The organism is Agilicoccus flavus (assembly GCF_014857905.1).
Lineage (GTDB): Bacteria > Actinomycetota > Actinomycetes > Actinomycetales > Dermatophilaceae > Agilicoccus > Agilicoccus flavus.
Window position 1 is genome coordinate 230,210 of the sequence record NZ_JACYXE010000002.1, and the last position, 20,060, is coordinate 250,269.

General features: G+C 72.8%; 16 protein-coding genes and 1 pseudogene. 14 read left to right on the forward strand and 3 right to left on the reverse strand.

Features of this window, described 5'->3' with window-relative positions; all coding sequences use genetic code 11:
* Nucleotides 1-58: 58 nt before the first annotated feature.
* From ilvD to ICW24_RS04535, 6 genes are all read left to right on the forward strand, one after another.
* Entirely contained in the window at nt 59-1,804 is a 1,746-nt protein-coding gene (gene ilvD / locus ICW24_RS04510) for a dihydroxy-acid dehydratase (RefSeq protein ID WP_372360491.1), read from the forward strand.
* Between the two features lie 630 nt (nt 1,805-2,434).
* The gene (locus tag ICW24_RS04515; RefSeq protein ID WP_226344523.1) at nt 2,435-4,321 is read left to right on the forward strand and encodes an acetolactate synthase large subunit; all 1,887 of its coding nucleotides are present in this window, start codon (nt 2,435-2,437) and stop codon (nt 4,319-4,321) included.
* The gene (gene ilvN, locus ICW24_RS04520) at nt 4,318-4,830 is read left to right on the forward strand and encodes an acetolactate synthase small subunit (RefSeq protein ID WP_226344524.1); all 513 of its coding nucleotides are present in this window, start codon (nt 4,318-4,320) and stop codon (nt 4,828-4,830) included. Before ICW24_RS04515 ends, ilvN begins: the two co-directional genes overlap by 4 nt.
* A 48-nt stretch (nt 4,831-4,878) precedes the next feature.
* The gene (gene ilvC, locus ICW24_RS04525; protein ID WP_226344525.1) at nt 4,879-5,910 is read left to right on the forward strand and encodes a ketol-acid reductoisomerase; all 1,032 of its coding nucleotides are present in this window, start codon (nt 4,879-4,881) and stop codon (nt 5,908-5,910) included.
* Between the two features lie 206 nt (nt 5,911-6,116).
* Nucleotides 6,117-6,704 carry a Uma2 family endonuclease gene (locus ICW24_RS04530; RefSeq protein WP_226344526.1) on the forward strand — a complete coding sequence of 196 codons (588 nt, stop codon included), beginning with the start codon at nt 6,117-6,119 and terminating at the stop codon, nt 6,702-6,704.
* A 99-nt stretch (nt 6,705-6,803) separates the two neighbouring features.
* On the forward strand, nt 6,804-7,832 hold the full coding sequence (locus ICW24_RS04535; protein ID WP_226344527.1) for a hypothetical protein: 1,029 nt from the start codon (nt 6,804-6,806) through the stop codon (nt 7,830-7,832).
* Between the two features lie 22 nt (nt 7,833-7,854).
* Here ICW24_RS04535 and ICW24_RS04540 read toward each other — a convergent pair.
* Nucleotides 7,855-9,323: pseudogene (locus tag ICW24_RS04540) on the reverse strand (alanine/glycine:cation symporter family protein).
* Between the two features lie 824 nt (nt 9,324-10,147).
* On the opposite strand from ICW24_RS04540, the gene ICW24_RS04545 reads away from it, so the two are divergent.
* From ICW24_RS04545 to ICW24_RS04555, 3 genes are all read left to right on the forward strand, one after another.
* Nucleotides 10,148-11,212, forward strand: coding sequence for a 3-isopropylmalate dehydrogenase (locus tag ICW24_RS04545; RefSeq protein WP_226344529.1), 1,065 nt, complete (start codon nt 10,148-10,150; stop codon nt 11,210-11,212).
* 491 nt (nt 11,213-11,703) lie between these two features.
* Nucleotides 11,704-12,810 (forward strand): branched-chain amino acid aminotransferase, encoded by a 1,107-nt coding sequence (locus tag ICW24_RS04550; protein WP_226344530.1) that lies wholly within the window; start codon nt 11,704-11,706, stop codon nt 12,808-12,810.
* 80 nt (nt 12,811-12,890) lie between these two features.
* The gene (locus tag ICW24_RS04555; protein WP_226344531.1) at nt 12,891-13,430 is read left to right on the forward strand and encodes a DUF1707 domain-containing protein; all 540 of its coding nucleotides are present in this window, start codon (nt 12,891-12,893) and stop codon (nt 13,428-13,430) included.
* 239 nt (nt 13,431-13,669) lie between these two features.
* Here ICW24_RS04555 and ICW24_RS04560 read toward each other — a convergent pair whose 3' ends face one another.
* Nucleotides 13,670-14,623 (reverse strand): 3-methyladenine DNA glycosylase, encoded by a 954-nt coding sequence (locus tag ICW24_RS04560; RefSeq protein WP_226344532.1) that lies wholly within the window; start codon nt 14,621-14,623, stop codon nt 13,670-13,672.
* Nucleotides 14,624-14,717: 94 nt separating this feature from the next.
* Between ICW24_RS04560 and ICW24_RS04565 the strand changes: the two genes are divergently transcribed.
* The 5 genes from ICW24_RS04565 (at nt 14,718) to ICW24_RS04585 (ending at nt 19,523) form a co-directional block, all read left to right on the forward strand.
* The gene (locus tag ICW24_RS04565; protein WP_226344533.1) at nt 14,718-15,647 is read left to right on the forward strand and encodes an SGNH/GDSL hydrolase family protein; all 930 of its coding nucleotides are present in this window, start codon (nt 14,718-14,720) and stop codon (nt 15,645-15,647) included.
* Between the two features lie 43 nt (nt 15,648-15,690).
* A complete protein-coding gene (locus ICW24_RS04570; protein ID WP_226344534.1) occupies nt 15,691-16,467 on the forward strand; it encodes a fumarylacetoacetate hydrolase family protein in 777 nt (258 codons plus the stop codon).
* 36 nt (nt 16,468-16,503) lie between these two features.
* The gene (gltX, locus tag ICW24_RS04575) at nt 16,504-18,024 is read left to right on the forward strand and encodes a glutamate--tRNA ligase (RefSeq protein ID WP_226344535.1); all 1,521 of its coding nucleotides are present in this window, start codon (nt 16,504-16,506) and stop codon (nt 18,022-18,024) included.
* Between the two features lie 75 nt (nt 18,025-18,099).
* Nucleotides 18,100-18,744 (forward strand): uridine kinase family protein, encoded by a 645-nt coding sequence (locus tag ICW24_RS04580; RefSeq protein WP_226344536.1) that lies wholly within the window; start codon nt 18,100-18,102, stop codon nt 18,742-18,744.
* Entirely contained in the window at nt 18,741-19,523 is a 783-nt protein-coding gene (locus ICW24_RS04585; RefSeq protein WP_226344537.1) for an HAD family hydrolase, read from the forward strand. Before ICW24_RS04580 ends, ICW24_RS04585 begins: the two co-directional genes overlap by 4 nt.
* 10 nt (nt 19,524-19,533) lie before the next feature.
* Here ICW24_RS04585 and ICW24_RS04590 read toward each other — a convergent pair whose 3' ends face one another.
* Nucleotides 19,534-20,055 carry a glycine cleavage system transcriptional repressor gene (locus ICW24_RS04590; protein WP_226344538.1) on the reverse strand — a complete coding sequence of 174 codons (522 nt, stop codon included), beginning with the start codon at nt 20,053-20,055 and terminating at the stop codon, nt 19,534-19,536.
* Between the last annotated feature and the right edge of the window lie 5 nt (nt 20,056-20,060).

Here is a 20,060-nt window from a genome sequence, read left to right on the forward strand (position 1 = left end):
CCCTCCGGCCGGAGCAGCATCCGCGCCCGCGTCGGCGGGGGAGGGCCCGCTCGCTACGATGGCCGCCATGACGCAGATCACCTCCGAGAACGCAGCCCCGGCCGGCGGTCCGGGGCCCGACATCAAGCCCCGCAGCCGGGACGTCACCGACGGCCTGGAGAAGACGGCGGCGCGCGGGATGCTGCGGGCCGTGGGGATGGGCGACGACGACTTCGCCAAGCCGCAGATCGGGGTCGCGAGCAGCTGGAACGAGATCACCCCCTGCAACCTGTCGCTCGACCGGCTCGCCAAGGCCGTCAAGGACGGGGTCCACGCGGCCGGGGGGTACCCGCTCGAGTTCGGCACGATCAGCGTCTCCGACGGCATCTCGATGGGCCACGACGGGATGCACTTCTCGCTCGTCAGCCGCGAGATCATCGCGGACTCCGTCGAGACGGTGATGAACGCGGAGCGGCTCGACGGGTCCGTCCTGCTCGCCGGCTGCGACAAGTCGCTGCCGGGCATGCTCATGGCGGCCGCGCGTCTCGACCTCGCGTCGGTCTTCCTCTACGCCGGGTCGATCCTCCCGGGCATCGCCAAGCTCTCGGACGGCACCGAGAAGCAGGTGACGATCATCGACGCGTTCGAGGCGGTCGGCGCCTGCGCCCGGGGGCTCATGTCGCGGGCGGACGTCGACGCCATCGAGCGCGCGATCTGCCCCGGCGAGGGCGCGTGCGGCGGCATGTACACCGCCAACACCATGGCGAGCGTCGCCGAGGCCATCGGCATGTCGATCCCCGGCTCGGCGGCCCCGCCGGCCACGGACCGCCGCCGCGACGGGTTCGCCCGCAAGTCGGGCGAGGCCGTCGTCGGGATGCTCCGCCGGGGCATCACGGCCCGCGACATCATGACGAAGGAGGCGTTCGAGAACGCGATCGCCGTCGTCATGGCCTTCGGTGGGTCGACGAACGCCGTCCTGCACCTGCTCGCCATCGCGCACGAGGCCGACGTCGACCTGACGATGGCCGACTTCAAGCGGGTGGGTGGGAAGGTGCCGCACCTCGCCGACGTCAAGCCCTTCGGCCAGCACGTGATGACCGATGTCGACCGCATCGGCGGCATCCCCGTCGTCATGAAGGCCCTGCTCGACGCGGGCCTGCTCCACGGCGACTGCCTGACGGTGACCGGGCACACAGTGGCCGAGAACCTCGCGGGCATCACCCCGCCCGACCCCGACGGCCACGTCATCCGGGCCATGACCGAGCCCATCCACCCGACGGGCGGGCTCACCATCCTCTCGGGGTCCCTCGCCCCGGAGGGCGCGGTCGTCAAGTCCGCCGGGTTCGAGTCCGACGTCTTCGAGGGCACCGCGCGCGTCTTCGACGGGGAGCGCGGTGCGATGGACGCCATCGAGGACGGGTCGATGGCGGCCGGCGAGGTCGTCGTCATCCGCTACGAAGGCCCCAAGGGCGGGCCCGGCATGCGCGAGATGCTCGCCGTCACGGGCGCCATCAAGGGGGCGGGCCTCGGCAAGGACGTCCTCCTGCTCACCGACGGCCGCTTCTCGGGCGGCACGACCGGCCTGTGCGTCGGCCACGTCGCACCGGAGGCCGTCGACGGCGGACCCATCGCCTACGTGCAGACCGGCGACCGGATCCGGTTGAACGTCGCCGACGGCACGCTCGACCTGCTCGTCGACGACGCGGAGATGGCGCGCCGCCGCGAGGCCGGCGTCACCGCGCCGGAGCCGCGGTTCACCCGCGGCGTGCTGGCGAAGTACCGGCGGCTGGTGGGGTCGGCGAGCAAGGGCGCGGTCTGCGACTGACGACGACGCGGCGAAGGACGGGGCCGGGTTTTCACGACAACTGCACTGCCATCGACGTCACTGCTCGAATCGCTCCTGGTCAGAGGGTCGACCTGCACGCCTACACCCCTGAGGCAGTGCAGTTGTCGTGACAACTTGGGCCGCCGTCCCCTGGGCGCCGCTCGATGAGCCCGGCCGTGTCTCGGTGACCGAGGTGAAGTCCAGCTCCCGAATCGCCCGAACACCGCAGGCGCGGTCGCTCCACTCAATGGTCCGCCCCCTGGGCGGGCACCGCACGGCCCCGTGTCGGGCGGAGGGCAGCCTAGCGCCCGTTTGCGCGTGGTTCTGGCGGCACACGCGCCTTGTCCGCGTGGAACGGTCCATATGTCAAGACGTGCGTCTCACGCCTTTGACACCTCCTCCCGGGTCGGCCAGAGTGGCGACGTGGCCCGAATTCTCGTACTTCCCTGAGCGCGCCGGCGTCTGTGCCGACGCGCCACCCCTTCGTCCGTCCGCGGACCGAGGGGATTTTTTGTGAGTCGGGCCGTCACGCGTGGGTGGTACGCCTCACCGGTGGAGTCCGAGCGAACCGGACTGCGAAGCCAGGCCCGCAACCGAGGTAGCCCAACCTCACGAAAGTGGTGACCGATCGTGACCAGCACGACACCCGCCCCACGCCCTGCGCCGCCCGCGCGGCCGGCGGCGCGCCCCACCCCCACCCCCGCCCCCGCCGCGAGCCGCGTCGAACACGTCACGGGGGCCCAGAGCCTCATCCGTGCCCTCGAGGAGGTCGGCGCAGAGGTTGTCTTCGGGATGCCGGGCGGCGCGATCCTGCCCGCCTACGACCCGCTCATGGACTCCACCCGCGTGCGCCACGTGCTCGTCCGGCACGAGCAGGGTGCCGGGCACGCCGCCGAGGGGTACGCGGCCGCGACGGGCAAGGTCGGGGTCTGCATGGCGACGTCCGGGCCGGGGGCCACGAACCTCGTCACCGCGCTCGCCGACGCGAACATGGACTCGGTGCCGATCGTCGCGATCACCGGTCAGGTGGGCAGCGCCGCCATCGGGACCGACGCCTTCCAGGAGGCGGACATCCGGGGCATCACGATGCCGATCACCAAGCACAACTACCTCGTCACCGACCCGGCCGACATCCCGCGCGTCGTCGCCGAGGCCTTCCACATCGCGAGCACCGGACGGCCCGGCCCGGTCCTCGTCGACGTGACGAAGGACACGCTGCAGGCGCAGACGACGTTCAGCTGGCCGCCGACGTTCGAGCTGCCCGGGTACCGCCCGGTGACGAAGCCGCACGGCAAGCAGATCCGCGAGGCCGCCCGGCTCATCCGCGAGGCCCGCCGACCCGTGTTCTACCTCGGCGGCGGCCTGATCCGGGCCGACGCGAGCGAGGAGCTGCGCGAGCTCGTCGAGCTGACGCAGATCCCGCTCGTCACGACCCTCATGGCGCGGGGCGTCGTCCCCGACTCCCACCCCCTGCACCTCGGGATGCCGGGCATGCACGGGTCCGTCGCGGCCGTCACCGGGCTGCAGAAGGCCGACCTCCTCATCGCCCTGGGCACCCGCTTCGACGACCGGGTCACCGGCAAGCTCGCGACGTTCGCGCCCCTGGCCAAGGTCATCCACGCCGACGTCGACCCTGCCGAGATCGGCAAGAACCGCATCGCCGACGTGCCGATGGTGGGCGACGCCCGCGAGGTCTGCGCCGAGCTCCTCAAGGCGCTCTCCGGCGAGGACGCGCTCGGCGACTACGCCGCGTGGCGCGCCGAGGTCGCCGACTACAAGCGGCGCTACCCGCTCGGCCACACCGCGCCCGAGAGCGGCCTGATGTCTCCGCAGCACGTCATCGAGCGCATCGGCGCGCTGAGCGGGCCGGAGGCGACGTACGTCGCCGGGGTCGGCCAGCACCAGATGTGGGCGGCGCAGTTCATCGAGTACAGCCGCCCGAACAGTTGGCTCAACTCCGGCGGCCTCGGGACCATGGGCTACTGCGTGCCCGCGGCCATGGGCGCCAAGGTGGCCGAGCCGGAGCGGGTCGTGTGGGGCATCGACGGCGACGGGTGCTTCCAGATGACGAACCAGGAGCTCGCCACCTGCGTCATCAACAAGATCCCGATCAAGATCGCCGTCATCAACAACAGCAGCCTCGGCATGGTCCGTCAGTGGCAGACGCTGTTCTACAACGAGCGGTACAGCAACACGGATCTGCACACGGCCCACGGCGGCTCGCGCGTTCCCGACTTCGTCAAGCTCGCCGAGGCCTACGGCTGCGCCGGGCTGCGCTGCGAACGCGAGGAGGACCTCGACGCGACCATCCAGGCGGCGCTCGAGATCGACGAACGGCCCGTCGTCGTCGACTTCGTCGTCTGCCGCGACGCGATGGTGTGGCCGATGGTGCCCGCCGGGGTGAGCAACGACGAGATCCTCTACGCGCGTGACCTCTCGCCGGTCTGGGACCGCGAGGAGGACGACATGACCGGTGGCAACGTGCCCGACCAGGAAGAGCAGGTGCCGGCCCGATGAACACCCACGTGCTGTCCGTCCTCGTCGAGAACAAGCCCGGTGTGCTCGCCCGCATCGCCGCGCTGTTCAGCCGTCGCGGCTTCAACATCCACTCCCTCGCGGTCGGTCCGACCGAGCACGACGAGATCTCCCGCATGACGGTCCTCGTCGACGCCGACGAGCTGCCCCTGGAGCAGGTGACCAAGCAGCTCAACAAGCTCATCGAGGTGCTCAAGGTCGTCGAGCTCGAGCCCGAGCAGACCGTGGAGCGGCGCATCATCCTCGTCAAGGTGCGCACGGAGCCGTCCACGCGCTCGCACATCCTCGAGACGGCCGAGCTGTTCCGGGCCCGCGTCGTCGACGTCGCCGCCGACTCCGTGACCATCGAGGCCACCGGCCGGCTCGACAAGCTCGAGGCGCTGCTCGCGCTCCTGCAGCCCTACGGGGTCAAGGAGCTCGTGCAGTCCGGCCTCGTCGCCATCGGGCGCGGACCCCGCTCCATCACCGACCGCGCCCTCAAGACCCACTGACGCGCACGAACTTCCCCCCCCTCAACGCAACGACACGAAGGATTCGACATGGCTGAGATGTTCTACGACGACGACGCCGACCTCTCGGTGATCCAGGGCCGCAAGATCGCTGTCATCGGTTACGGCAGCCAGGGCCACGCCCACGCCCTCAACCTGCGGGACTCGGGCGTCGACGTCCGGATCGGCCTCGCGGAGGGCTCGCGCTCCCGCGCCAAGGCGGAGTCGGAGGGCCTGCGCGTCCTCACCGTCGCCCAGGCCGTCAAGGAGGCCGACGTCGTCGTCATCCTCACGCCCGACCAGGTGCAGCGCACCGTCTACGCGGAGGAGATCAAGCCCAACCTCAACGAGGGCACCGCGCTCGTCTTCGGCCACGGCTTCAACATCCGCTTCGACTACATCAAGCCCGACGCCGGCTCCGACGTCTTCATGGTCGCCCCCAAGGGCCCGGGTCACCTCGTGCGCCGCGAGTTCGTCGACGGCCGCGGCGTCCCCGTGCTCGTCGCCGTCGAGCAGGACCCGTCGGGGTCCGCCTGGGAGCTCGCCAAGTCCTACGCCAAGGGCATCGGCGGCCTGCGCGCCGGCGGCATCAAGACGACCTTCACCGAGGAGACCGAGACCGACCTGTTCGGTGAGCAGTCGGTGCTCTGCGGTGGCGCGTCGCAGCTCGTCATGTACGGCTTCGAGACGCTCATCGAGGCCGGCTACCAGCCCGAGGTCGCCTACTTCGAGTGCCTGCACGAGCTCAAGCTCATCGTCGACCTCATGATCGAGGGCGGCATCGCCAAGCAGCGTTGGTCGATCTCCGACACCGCCGAGTACGGCGACTACGTCTCCGGCCCGCGGGTCATCTCGCCGGAGGTCAAGCAGAACATGCAGGCCGTACTCGCCGACATCCGCTCCGGCGCGTTCGCCAAGCGGTTCATCGACGACCAGGACTCCGGCGCCCCGGAGTTCAAGGCCCTGCGCGAGAAGGGAGCCCAGCACCCCATCGAGGCCACCGGCAAGGAGCTGCGCAAGCTCATGGCCTGGGTCAAGGACACCGACAGCGACTACGTCGAGGGCTCGGCCTCCCGCGGCTGACGCCGTCCCGGGTCCGCTGAAGGGGCCGGTCACCGCCGTCGGTGACCGGCCCCTTCGCGTCGGTCGTCGCCGGGGCGGCCGGGACGCCTGTGGACGGCGCCGCGGCGCGCTCGAGGATCGGTGGGAGGGTGTCGGTCCACCGTCCACCGTTGCCGCACCTCGTCACCGGGGCGCACACTGGAGATCACCGAAGGAGGGAGCCCACGATGAGTCTCGTCGCGGGATCGTGGTTGCCGAGCCGGATCGACCTCGAGATGTGGGACGAGTACGCCGGCCTCCACGACGACGCCTTCGAGCTGGTCGAGGGCGTGCCCACGATGTCACCACCGGGGGAGGGGCCGGTCAACCGCGGCGCCGGCATGATGCTGGCGCTCGCGATCAACCGTGACCGTGGCGAATGGCTGGCGGTCGAGGAACTCGATGTGACCTTGTGGGAGGTGCCGCGCCCGACCGTGCGTCGACCGGATGTCGTCGTCGCGCCGGCCGCGGCGTTGCGGCGGGGCGCCCAGCCGCCGCAGATCCGACGGGTGCGCGCCGATCAGGCGCTCTTCATCGCCGAGGTCGTCTCGGAGTCCTCCGTCGAGCGCGACCACGTGGCCAAGCGTCGCGACTACGCCCTCGCGGGGATCGCCTCCTACCTCGTCGTCGACCTGCGCAGCGACCCGGGCGAGCTGTGGCTCTACGAGGAGCGCGACGCCGACGGGCTCTTCGTGGAGGTCGCGCCGCGCGAACGCGTCGTGCTCGCGGTCGCGGGCGTGACGATCCCCCTCTCGCTGGACGATCTCGAGCCGTAGCCCCGGCGCCCTGCGCCTCGGGACCAGGCTCGAAAAGGGTTCGAGGCGCACGCCGCCGCGTGCGAGCCTGATCGCATGAATGCTCGGACGGATGCCGGGGTGTCACTCGAGGCCGACGCCGCGACGTTCCGAGCGCTCGCGCGCAGCTCGCGACGCCTGTGGGGGTCGGTCCGGTTGTCGGTGTCGGAATGCGGGCCCTGGGCGGGCGACGGGTGGCGGGCGTGGGTCCGCCGTCCGAGCGCCTACCGGCTCGAGCGGCTCGACGGGTCGCTGCAGGACGCGGAACTCGACCAGGGCGGGACGGGGTCGACCGCCTTCCTGCGCGGTGAGGTCGCCGACCCGGAGGAGCACTACGGCCCCGAGGCCACGGCGCTGCGACGGGAGGCACTCGATCTGGTGGGCGACCTGGCCCGCCCCGCCACCCCCGACGAGGACGCCCTCTCCGTCGTGATCCGCGCCCGGGACGAGGCCGAGCGGCGCCTGGCCGCGAACCCGCGCCTGCTCGCCGGGCGGTTGCTCGCCGACCCGCCGACCTCCCGGCCCGAGGACGGCGTGCCGTTCTTCGTGAACTATCGGCGGATGGCTCTCCTCGAACCCGACGAGCTCGCCGACGGCGAGGCCGATCCGGTCGAGGAGCTGCCCGACGGCGTCCCGTGGGAGTCCATGACGCCGCAGGAGCAGGAGTTGCACCACGCCCGCGAGATCCGGGACCTCGCCGTGGCGGTGACCGAGACGGCCCGCGGCGACCTCGCCCGCTGGGACCGCCCCGCACTCGAGATCGCCCGCGTCGACCGCGTCGACCACCACGGGAGGCCCGCGCTGGAGGCGGTCGTGCGGACGACGCCGGCGTACTCGCCCCGCTGTTCGTGCTGCCCGCTGCTCGCCGGCCGCCACGCGCTCGCGACCGAGCGCGACGCGATGGGGGAGGAGCAGGCCCGGCAGATCGGGTGGCCGGATCCGGCCGAGGGCGGCGTCGACTTCCGGGTGCGGCTCGACGCCGGCACCGGGATCTGCGTCGAGGTCGAGGCCCTCGACGGCATCGAGCCGGGCGGCGGCTTCACCGCCGTCGTCGAGGAGGTCGACGTCCGCTATCCCGACGCCCTGTTCACCGAGCGCTCGACCCCGTGACGACGCGCCCGGCCGGCGCGCCTCACCCCCGCGTCACCGCGGCCTCCTCGCGCCGGCGCGCGACGGCCGCCCACACGGGCGCGTTGGTGATGCCGACGGTCTCGGGATCGAAGACCGGGTCCTGACCGGCGCGGCGCTGTCGTTCATAGTCCTTGAACACCGCCACCGCCTTCGGGGCGAGGAAGACGAGGGCGATGAGGTTGATCCACGTGTAGAGCCCGATGCCGATATCGGCCAGGGCCCACGCGAACTCCGAGGACCGGAAGGAGCCGAGGAGGATCGAGGCGGCGAGGACGAGCTGGAAGACCGTGTTGATCGCCCGGCCCCGCCGGTGGGTGCGCAGCAGGTAGGCGATGTTCGTGTCGGCGTAGAAGCCGAACGAGAGCAGGGTCGTGAAGGCGAAGAAGAACATCGCGACCGCGATGAAGCCGGAGCCGAGGCCGGGGAACACGCTGTCGATCGCCGTCTGCGTGTACGCCGGTCCCGCCTCGAGACCGGGGAGGTACTCGACGATCATCGACCCGTCCGGGCCCGCCACGTTGTAGCTGTTCGTCGACAGGATCATCAACCCGGTGACGGTGCAGACGAACAGGGTGTCGACGTACACCGAGAAGCCCTGGGCCAGGCCCTGCTTGACGGGGTGGGACACCTCGGCCGCGGCCGAGGCCTGCGCGCCGGAGCCGGTGCCCGCCTCGGAGGAGTAGATCGCCCGCCGGACGCCCCACATGATGACCGCGCCGAGCATGCCGCCGAACATTGCCTCGCCCCCGAAGGCGCTGCGGAAGATGAGTCCGAACATGGCCGGCACGGCGTCGGAGTTGAGCACGAGCATGACGACGCCGAGCAGGACGTAGGCGGCCGCCATGATCGGGACGACGAGCCCGCAGACCTTCCCGATCCGCTTCATGCCACCGAGCGCGACCGCGCAGAAGAGGAGCGCGACGACGAGACCGGTGATGCGGGGGTCGACGCCCCAGGCGTTGTCGACGGACTCGGCGATGTTGTACGCCTGGATCGAGGGCCCGGTGATCGTGCAGGCGAAGACCGTCGCGAGCGCGTAGAGGGCGGCCAGCCACTTCAGGCCCAGGCCCTTCTCGATGTAGTAGGCGGGGCCGCCGCGGTACTCGCCGTTGACCTCCTGCTTCCACACCTGCGCGAGGGAGGACTCGACGACGGCGACCGCGGAGCCGACGAACGCCGTCATCCACATCCAGAACATCGCGCCCGGCCCGCCGAAGTGGATGGCCGTCGCGACGCCGGCGATGTTGCCGACGCCGACGCGCCCGCCCAGCGCCATCGCGAACGACTGGAACGAGGACACCCCGCGGGTCGAGTCGCCCCCGCCGACAGATACCGCAGCATGTCGGGGATGCGTCTGATCTGGGGAAAGACGAGGCGCACGGTGAAGTACAGGCCCACCGCGAGCACCAGGTAGATCATCGGTGTGCTCCACAGCAGGTCCACGACGGTCGTGACGGTCTTGTCGAGCATCGGCGTCCCCCTCGAGGGTCGGGGTGACCGGCCCGCCGCGACGCGGTTCGCGCCGGGCACAGGGGATCCGGTCGACAGGTGACCCACCCTGTCAGAACCGAGCGGCCCGTCGGCTCATCAGCGCCGCCCGGGAGTGTGCGCGATCGCCACCCGCACCCGCGCGTCCGGGGCGCCACTGCCTGTGGACGACGGCGGCCGCCCCCACCCGAGGGCGCCACGCCGGTCTTGCCGCCGCGAGGGCCGGCCCGGACACTGAGGGAGAGGAGGACGCCCCTGATGAGTGCCGTCGAGCAGGACGAGATCACCGCCACGACCGAGCCGATGCCGACGCTGATCGACCATCGACGTCACGGTCGCGGATCTCGTGCCCTGAGGGCGTTCACTCCACGAGATTTGTGTCTCGCCAGATGGACAGGGTCTCGGAGCTCCTCCGCGGGCGCGCCTAATCTGATACGGCGGCTCAGGCGTCGGTGACCACCGGCCCGCCGCGACGGACCGGTCGCCCGGCCCCGGAGATCCCGAGGGCGCCGAGCATCCTCCGCCTCATCGGCGGCGCCCGGTCCACCGGACGAGGACACGAGCCTGGGCGCCGTCGCGCCGGGGTGGGGGAGGAATGGGATCGACATGACCGAAGAGCAGAAGGACGCGCGCCGCGCCCTGCAGGAGTCGATGGACCTGCGGGACCAGGGCCACAGCTGACCCCGCGTCACCGACGTGGGCGGGCCGGCCACCCCGATGGGGGTGGCCGGCCTTCGCGTGTGACGAGCCGTTCCACGACCTGGGATCCCGTGTCCGACAGGCAAGACTTTGCCTACGATGCCGCCATGTCGAACACGAGCGCCCGCCCCCTCGATCTGGCCGTCATCGCCGGAGACGGCATCGGTCCCGAGGTCGTGGAGCAGGGTCTCCGCGTGCTCGAGGCGGTCGTCGGCCGCGACGCCGTGACGACCACCGACTACGACCTCGGCGCCACGCGTTGGCACCGCACCGGCGAGGCGCTGCCCGAGGGCACCCTGGAGGAGCTGCGCCGCCACGACGCGATCCTCCTCGGCGCGGTCGGCGACCCGAGCGTGCCGAGCGGCGTCCTCGAGCGGCAGCTCCTGCTCACCATCCGGTTCGCGTTCGACCACTACGTCAATCTGCGCCCCTCCCGGCTGTACCCGGGCGTCGCGAGTCCGCTGGACGTCGCCCGCGTCGCGCCGGACGGCATCGACTTCGTCGTCGTCCGGGAGGGGACCGAGGGCCCGTACACCGGCAACGGGGGAGCGCTGCGCGTCGGAACGCCCGCGGAGGTCGCCACCGAGGTGAGCGTCAACACCCGGTTCGGCGTCGAGCGCGTCGTCCGCGACGCCTTCGCCCGCGCGCAGGCCCGCCCCCGCAAGCACCTCACGCTCGTGCACAAGCACAACGTGCTCTCCTACGCCGGGCACCTGTGGCGGCGCACCGTCGACGAGGTCGGCGCGGAGTTCCCCGACGTCGAGGTCGCCTACCAGCACATCGACGCCGTGATGATCTTCCTCACGACCGACCCCGGCCGGTTCGACGTCATCGTCACGGACAACCTCTTCGGCGACATCGTCACCGACCTCGCGGGCGCCGTCGTCGGCGGCATCGGCCTCGCGGCCAGCGGGAACATCAACCCCGACGGCACTTTCCCGAGCATGTTCGAGCCCGTGCACGGCTCGGCCCCCGACATCGCCGGGCAGGGCAAGGCCGACCCGACCGCGACGATCCTGTCCGTCGGCCTCATGCTCGAGCACCTCGGCCGCCCCGACGATGCCCGCCGCGTGCAGGAGGCCGTCGCCGCCGACCTCGCCGAGCGCGCGGCCACGACCGCCCCGCGCTCGACGAGCCAGATCGGCGACGCCGTCACCGCCCGCCTGGGCTGATCGCAGGGCTCGCACACGGAAGACCCGCCGGACGCGATCCCGGTCACCGGAACGGTTGCCGTCAGCGGGTGGCGCCGTCGGCGTGGGAGAGGGCGGCGACGACCGCCCGGCGCCACGGCCCGTCCGTCGTGCCCGGGGCGCGACCGGCGGCCCCGCACCGGCACTCCCACGTCCAGCCCCCGCGCCGCCGCTGCACCCACGGGTGGTGCCATCTCGCCACTGCGCCGCCCGACCGTCGCACCGCGACCTGCATGTCCGCCCACTCTCCGTCGCGCCGATCCTGCCCTCGAGCCCCCGTGACTCCAGGCTGCGCCCGCCCTCGCCGCCCGGGCGTGAGCCACGCCGTCCGAAAGCCCCGGAAGGCGCGCCCGCCCGAGCGGTACCCTGCTCGGAAGACCGCCTCGAGCCCGCCGCGACCCGGCCGGCTCGGACGGACCGCCCCGCCGATCGGTCGCCGAGGAGTCGGCGACCAGTCAAGGAGTCGCAGCCCCATGTCGACGCTTCAGTTCCCCGTCACCGCTCACCCCTCGCCGGCGACGGAGGACCGGCGCCGCGAGATCCTCGCGAACCCCGGGTTCGGCAAGCAGTTCACCGACCACATGGCGCTCGCGACGTGGACGGCCGAGGCGGGCTGGCACGACGGGAAGATCGCCCCCTACGGGCCGCTGAGCATCGACCCCGCTGCGGCGGTCCTGCACTACGCGCAGGAGGTCTTCGAGGGCCTCAAGGCGTTCCGCCACGAGGACGGCTCCGTCTGGGCCTTCCGCCCCGAGGCCAACGCGCGGCGCATGAGCCGCAGCGCCCACCGCCTCGCCCTCCCCACGCTCTCGGAGGAGGACTTCATCTTCTCGGTCCGGGCACTCGTCGCGGAGGACGTCGAGTGGGTGCCGGACTACGGGACCGGCGAGACGAGCCTGTACCTGCGGCCCTTCATGTTCGCATCCGAGGCGTTCCTCGGCGTGCGGCCCGCGAACGAGATCACGTACTGCGTCATCGCGTCCCCGGCCGGCGCGTACTTCGCGGGCGGCATGAAGCCCGTGTCGCTGTGGGTGTCCACCGACTACGCGCGCGCCGGCTCCGGCGGCACGGGCGCCGCCAAGTGCGGCGGCAACTACGCCTCCAGCCTCGCGGGGCAGCTCGAGGGCATCGGCCACGGCTGCGACCAGGCCGTCTTCCTCGACTCCGAGACGCACACGTACATCGAGGAACTCGGCGGCATGAACCTGTTCCTCCTGTTCTCCGACGGCCGCCTCGTCACGCCGGAGCTGACGGGCTCGATCCTCGAGGGCGTCACGCGCGACTCGATCCTCGAGCTCGCCAAGGACATGGGCCTGCAGCCCGAGGAGCGGCGCATCACCATCCAGGAATGGAAGGACGGCGCGGCCTCCGGCGAGCTCGCCGAGGTCTTCGCCTGCGGCACGGCCGCGGTCGTCACGCCCGTCGGACGACTCGTCTGGGAGGGCGGCGAGTGCACCGTCGGCGACCCGGACGTGAACGGCGGGGCCGGCGCCACGACCCTCGACATCCGTCGGCGACTGCTCGACATCCAGTACGGCCGCGCGGAGGACCCCCACGGCTGGATGACCCGACTCGTCTGACCCGCCGGTCCGGTGGTCGCGCTCGGCGCGGCTCTCCGGCCCGCACCGCTTTCGACCCACCCGAGCTGAGGACGACCGACATGAGTGACGACGCGATTCCCGAGCGCTGGCGCGAGGCCGCGCGGGCCAAGCTCGACCGGCACTGGCAGGCGGGCACGATCGACGCGGCCGACCACGAGGCGCGCACGACCGCCGTCCGCAACGCGGCGAGCGTCGCCGACCTCGAGGCTGCGGTGAGCGGGCTGCCGGCCCTGCCGGACCCGACCGCGGAGACCGACGAGCCCCGCCGCGACGAGGCCGGGATGCTCACCCTCGGGGACGACGGGTCCCCCGGTGACGCCCGGGGGAGCGGGGCGGGCGCGACCGCCGCGACGCCGCCCCCGACCCCCGATCCGGCCGCCCCGGCGTCGCGCGACGTCGAGCCGCAGGGCTCGGGCGGGCTGTTCCCGCTCACACCGGGTCAACGGCGCACCGTGCTCATGGTCCTGCCGATGCTCGCGGTCCTGCTGTTCCTCGTGACGAAGCAGTGGTGGTGGTTCCTGCTCATCCCCATCGTCGGCATGCTGCTCGGCGGGGGCGGGCCCGGTCACGGCGACCGGGACTCCCGCCGGGGCGACTGAGCGTGGCGCGCGGGGGGCTCCCCGGCCTGTCGACCCGGGCCAGGAACACGCTCATGGGTCTCGCGCCCGTCCTGTGCGTCGTCCTGTTCTTCGCGACGCGGAGCTGGCTGTGGTTCCTGCTCCTGCCCGTGGTCGGGGTCGCGCTGTACGGCGCCCGCAACGACGCCTGAGCCCGGCGAGCCCGCTTCTCGGGGCGAACGTGCGCCCCGGCGTGCGCGAGCCGAGAACCCGCCTCGGACTCAGCCTGCGAGGGCGTCGCAGGCGGCGATCAGGCGTTCGCGGACGAGGGCGCCGCGGTCGGCGAGGTCGCGTTGGGCGGCGACGTACTCGGCCCGGCCGGCGGGGGTCTCGATCCGGATCGGCTCGTACCCGAGGTCGTAGGGCGAGGCCCGCATGTCCACCTCGCGGGCGGCGAGCGCGAGCTCGAAGGCGTCGAGGACGAGCTCGGCGGGGATCCCCGGGGTGAGGGTGTGCGCGTGCTTGTAGAGATCCATCGTCGCGTGCATGCATCCCGGCTGCTCGAACGCCGCGCGGTCGCCCGGGCCCGGGGACAGGCGGTTGAGACCCCGCGCCGACGGGGTGAAGAACCGAAACGCGTCGAAGTGCGAGCAGCGCACGGGCAGCGACTCCGTCACCGCGTCCGTGCCCTCGGCACCCAGCCGCAGGGGGCGCGGGTGGCGCACCTCGTCGGGGTCGGTCCGGTGCACCATCGCCCACTCGTGCAACCCGAAACAGCCGAAGGCCGCCGGCCGGGCCGCGGTCGCCGCGAGCAGGGTCGCCACGTCCCGTAGGTGCCGCCCGCGCGCCGCCCGGAACGCCTCGACGTCGAGGCGCGTCGTGCCGTCTTCGCGGACGTAGAAGCGCTGGTCGCCCCGACCGTCGGGGTCCTCGCCCAGCAGCTCGACGCCCGGACCCGGGTGCCAGCGGCGCAACTGCCCCGGCCGGAACCGGTAGTACGTGAAGAGGAAGTCGACGACGGGGTGCTTCTCACCCCGGCTCGCCCGCTGCCGGTGGGCCGCGGTGAGGGAGTCGGCGCGCTCGGTGTGCGCCGCCTCCTGCGCCCGCCACACCTCGAACTCCCTGCGCTCACCCACGAGGATCCAGCCTACGGGCGCGCCGGTGGCCCGGACCGAGGCGGCCGGCGGCGTATCCTCGACCGCCGGGTCGAGGTCGGGAAAGGGGTTGGGTGTCATGGGTGTTCGTCACGCCGGTGGTCGTCACGTCGAGGCGGGGTCGGGGGTCGGGTCCGGAACGGGGCGCGCCTCGGGGTCGACCGGGCGACGACGCGTGCGTCGGGTCCTCGCCGTCGCCGCGGCGGCCTGCGTCGGGCTGGCCGGGGCCACTCCGGTCGCGTCCGCCGCCGCGGGTCTGCCGGCGGCGCCCGCCGCGAACGTGCCGGCGGCGCCCGGTGCGGCGACCCACCAGGCGGCGCCGCCGGCCGCCCGCCCCGCGGCTCCGGCGCCCGCGGCCCGGGTCCGGGCGACGCCGTATCTCGCGCTCGGTGACTCGCTCACCGCGGGCTACCAGCCGGTGCGCGGGGACGACCGGCGGGGCGGCTACGTCGGCGTCGTCCGCCGGGGCCTGGCCGGGCGCGGCACGCCCGTCACGTCGACGAACCTCGGGTGCACGGGCGAGACGACCGCGACGTTCACGCACGGCGGGCGGTGCGGGTACGCCCGCGGCAGCCAGCTCCGCCAGGCCGAGGCGTTCCTGCGCCGGCACCCCTCGACGAGCCTCGTCACGCTCTCGCTCGGCGCGAACGACCTCAACGCCTGCCGGACCGGCACGCAGGTGCGTCTCCGGTGCGCGCTGTCCGCCGCGGACACGGCCGGGGATCGCCTCGACGCGGCCCTGACCCGCCTGCGCCGGGTCACTCCCCGTACCCGGATCGTCGTCCTCGAGTACTACAACCCCTACCTCGCGCTGCGCCTGAGCGAGCCGCGCCGCCGGGCGGCGTCGGTCAACTCGACCCTCGGGCAGAACCGCCTCAACGCCGAGATCCGGTCCGCGGCCGTGCGCCACGGGGCGAAGATCGCGCGGGTGTCGACGGCGTACCGGTCCTACGACCTGCGGTCGACCTCGATCCCGGGCCGGGGGCGGGCGCCGCGTAACGTGGCCACCATCTGCTCCTGGACGTGGATGTGTTCACGGGCGGACATCCACCCCAACACCACGGGATACGGCGTCATCGGCCGCACCGTCCTCGCCCGCCTCTGAGCGGGCCGGACCGGAACGGACCGGTGCAGAAGAAGGGTGAACCATGCGCATCGTCCGCTACACGATCGGCGACCAGCCCTCCTACGGGGTCGTCCAGGGCGACCCGGGCTCGGAGTGGATCGCGGCCGTCGCGGGCGACCCGCTGTACACGCAGGTCTCGGGCACGGGGGAACGGGTCGAGCTCGCCGACGTGCGCCTCCTCGCCCCGGTCATCCCGCGGAGCAAGGTCATCGGCATCGGCCGCAACTATGCGGCCCACGCCGCGGAGCTCGGCAACGACGTGCCGGAGCGCCCCCTCATGTTCCTCATCCCCAACACCGCCGTCATCGGCCCCGACGACCCGGTCGTCATCCCGTCGGTCGTCACCGAGGCCAGCTACGAGGGCGAGCTCGCCGTCGTCATCGGCCGCATGTGCAAGGACGTGCCGGTCGAGAAGGTCGACGACGTCATCTTCGGCTACACGTGCGCGAACGACGTCACGGCGCGTGACCTGCAGCAGTCGGACAAGCAGTGGGCGCGCGCCAAGGGCTTCGACACGTTCTGCCCCCTCGGGCCGTGGATCGAGACCGACCTCGACCACCGCGACGTCCGGGTGCAGACCCGCCTCGACGGGCAGACCGTGCAGGACGGGTCGACCTCGCTGATGATCTTCGACATCCCCACCCTCGTCGCGTACGTCTCGTCGGCGTTCACGCTGCTGCCCGGCGACGTCATCCTCACCGGCACCCCCGCGGGCGTCGGCCGGGTCGAGGACGGACAGAGCGTCGAGGTCGAGATCGACGGCATCGGCACCCTGCGCAACCCGTTCGTGCGTCGCTGAGCGGCCCTCGGTGGCCTCGGTAGGCTGGGCGGCATCATGTCGAACGCATCCAGCCCCGCACGCCTGCGCGTCGCCCCGTCGCCCACCGGAGACCCCCACGTCGGCACCGCCTACATGGCGATGTTCGACGTCGCCTACGCCCGCCGCACCGGCGGCCGGTTCGTCCTGCGCATCGAGGACACCGACCGGGCTCGCTTCCAGGCCGACAGCGAGGCGCAGCTGCTCGACTCGCTGCGCTGGCTGGGCCTGGACTGGGACGAGGGGCCCGAGGTCGGCGGCCCGTACGGGCCCTACCGGCAGTCGGAGCGGCTCGACACCTACCGGCCGTACGTCGAGGCGCTCCTGGACTCGGGGGCGGCGTACCGCTGCTGGTGCTCGGGCGAGCGGCTCGCGCAGATGCGCGAGGAGCAGCAGTCGAGCAAGTCGTCGGTCACCGGCTACGACCGGCTCTGCCTCGGGATGACGCAGCAGGAGCGGGAGAAGCTGCCCGGGTTCACGCCCACGCCGGTCGTGCGCCTGCGCATCCCGGACGACGTCGAGCTCGGGTGGGACGACCTCATCATGGGCCGCACGAGCGCCCCCCGCCCCGACGACCAGGTCATCCTCAAGGCCGACGGGTTCCCGACCTATCACCTGGCCGTCGTCGTCGACGACCACGAGATGGGCATCACGCACGTCGTCCGCGGCCAGGAGTGGGTGAGCTCGACGCCCAAGCACCTGCTCCTGTACAAGCTGCTCGGATTCGAGGCGCCGCGGTTCGCGCACATGCCCCTCCTGCTCGACGAGAACCGCAAGAAGATCAGCAAGCGCAAGAGCCCGTGGGCCAAGCTCACGTGGTTCCGCGAGCAGGGGTACCTGCCCGAGGCGCTGCTCAACTTCCTCGCGCTGCAGGGGTACCCGCCGATCGTCGAGGCCGACGGCACCGAGCGCGAGATGTTCACCTTCGACGAGTTCGTCGACCGGTTCGAGTTCTCGCGCGTCGACAAGGCGGGTTCGGTGTTCAACCTCAAGAAGCTCGACTGGCTCAACGGCCAGTACATCCGCAGCCTGAGCCGCGAGGAGCTCGCCGCCCGGCTGCTGCCCGTCCTCGTCGACGCGGGGGTGCTGCCCCCGCGGCCGTCGCTCGGCGAGCTCGGCCGGCTCAAGGCCGTCACGGCGCTCATCGCCCCTCGCCTCGTCAAGCTCGTCGACGCGCCCGCGCTCGTCCGGCCCTTCTTCACCCCCGACGAGGAGCTGCCGATCGCCGACGACGCCCGGGCCGCCCTCGGGGACGACGCGGCCGCCGTGCTCGACGCCGGGATCGAGGCGCTCGAGGGGTTGCCGGACGTCGAGGGCGACATCTTCGGCGACGGCCGCGGCTGGACGCCCGAGAACATCGAGGCCGCGCTGCGGTCGGCGCTCGTCGAGAAGATGGGCCTCAAGCCGAAGGTCGCGTTCGGGCCGCTGCGGACCGCGGTCTCGGGGGCGAAGGTGTCGCCGCCGCTGTTCGAGTCGATGGACATCCTCGGCCGCCACTCGACGCTGACCCGCCTCCGCGCGCTGCGCGCGAGCCTGTGACGGCTCCGGGCGGCGCCGACCCCCCGGTGGCCCGACGACGACGAGCCCCGCTTCGAGGCGGCCGCGACGATCCCGGTGGAGGAGCTGGCCCGCCGGGTCGAGGCGACGCCGGCCCGGGGCGGTCGCGTCGTCGTCGCCGTCGACGGCCGCAGCGCAGGCGGCAAGACGACCTTCTCGGCGCGTGTGGCGCACGGACGCGACGGCTGGTCCGTCGTCCACACCGACGACGTCGCCTGGCACCACTCGTTCTTCGACTGGGCCGACCTGCTCGCGACCGGGGTGCTCGCGCCGGCCGTCGCCGACGGCGGCGAGCCCGTCGCCTTCCGCCCGCCGGCCTGGGACGAACGCGACCGGCCGGGCGCGGTCGACGTGCCGGCCGGCACAAGGGTGCTCGTCGTCGAGGGGGTCGGGGCCTCCCGCGCCGAGTTGGCGCCGTGGATCGACGTCGCCTGCTGGGTGCACACGCCGTTCGACGTCGTCCTGCGCCGCGAGGACGACCGCATCGCGGCGGGGGAGTCCGACGCCGATCTGTCCCGCGACTGGCTGAGCGCCGAGGCGGCCTTCCTCGCCGCCGACCGCCCCTGGAGCCGCGCCGACGTCGTGATCGCGGGTTCCCCGGTCGCGGCGGGGCCGGCCGCCGACGAGGGCCGGGTCACCGTGCTGCTCGACCCCGCCGACGTCGACCGACGCCTGGCCGCGACGGCCGCGGCCGACCGATGAGCGCCACCGACCCGACCCGCTCGGGGGCCCCGACCCCGATCCCACCCGGCGACGAGTGGGCCGAGCCGGTGCGCGGTCTCGTGCTCGACATCGACGACACCCTCGTCGACACCCAGGCCGCGATGCGGTCCTCGTGCGCGCAGGCGGCGGCCGCGGCGTGGCCGGGGCGGGGCGCCGACGACCACGAACTGATCTCCGACGTCTTCTACACCGACCCGGAGAACTTCTTCGACCGCTACACCCGCGGAGAGTTTCCCTTCGAGGCGATGCGCCGGGCCCGCTACGCGCGAGCGCTCGCGGATCTCGGGCTGCCCGACGAGCGGTTCGAGACCTTCGAGGGCGCCTACCTCGACGCGTTCGCCGGTGCCCAGGTGCTGTTCGCCGACGCCGTGCCGCTGCTCGACGCGGCCGACCGGGCCGGCGTGGCCGTGTGCTTCCTCACCAACTCCGGTGATCGCCAGACCGCGATCAAGCTCGAGGCCGTCGGCCTCGCCGGGCGCGCGCCCGTCGTCACGACCGACACGATCGGGGTCGGCAAGCCCGACCCTCGCCTGTTCGCTCTCGCCTGCGAGCGGGCCGGCGTCACCGCGGCCGAGGTGCTGTGCGTGGGGGACACGCTGCCCACCGACGTGCTCGGCGCACGGGGCGCGGGCCTGCGCGTCGCGTGGCTGCAGCGCCCCGACCGGCCCGAACCGCGTCACGCGGGGTGGGGTACGCCGATCGACGATCCCGGGGTCCGGATCGTCCCCGACCTCGACGCCGTGACCGCCCTCCTCTGAGCGGGAGGGATCAGGGGGCCGTCTCGGCCAGGGTCACGTCGACCATGAGGTCGCGCGCCAGCGCCTCGAGGTCGTCCCGCACGGCGTCGAGGTCGGCCCCGGCGGGCGCCTCGAGCAGCGCCGTCGCCGCGAAGATGCGGCCGCCGGACATGGGTGCGTCACTGCTGTCGGTGGTCAGCGAGACGACGTTGACGTCGCCCGCCGACAGGGCCTGGCTGATCTCCCGGACGATGCCGGGGCGGTCGTTACCGAGCAGGTCGAGGCGCAGCGAGACGCGGTCGGGGCCCGCGGCCGGCGCCCCCGCGCGGCGGGCCGAGACGTCGAGGACCCCTGCGAGGGAGCGCAACCCGTGGAGCAGGTCCTCGGTGCGCCCGTCGGCCACGCCCACCTCGACGAGGCCCGCGAACGTGCCCCCGAGGTGCGCCATCCGGCTGTCCTCCCAGTTGCCGCCGTGGGAGGAGACCACCTCGGCGAGCGCGTGCACGAGCCCCGCGCGATCGTCGCCGATGACCGTCAGCACGAGTCGAGCCACGTCGT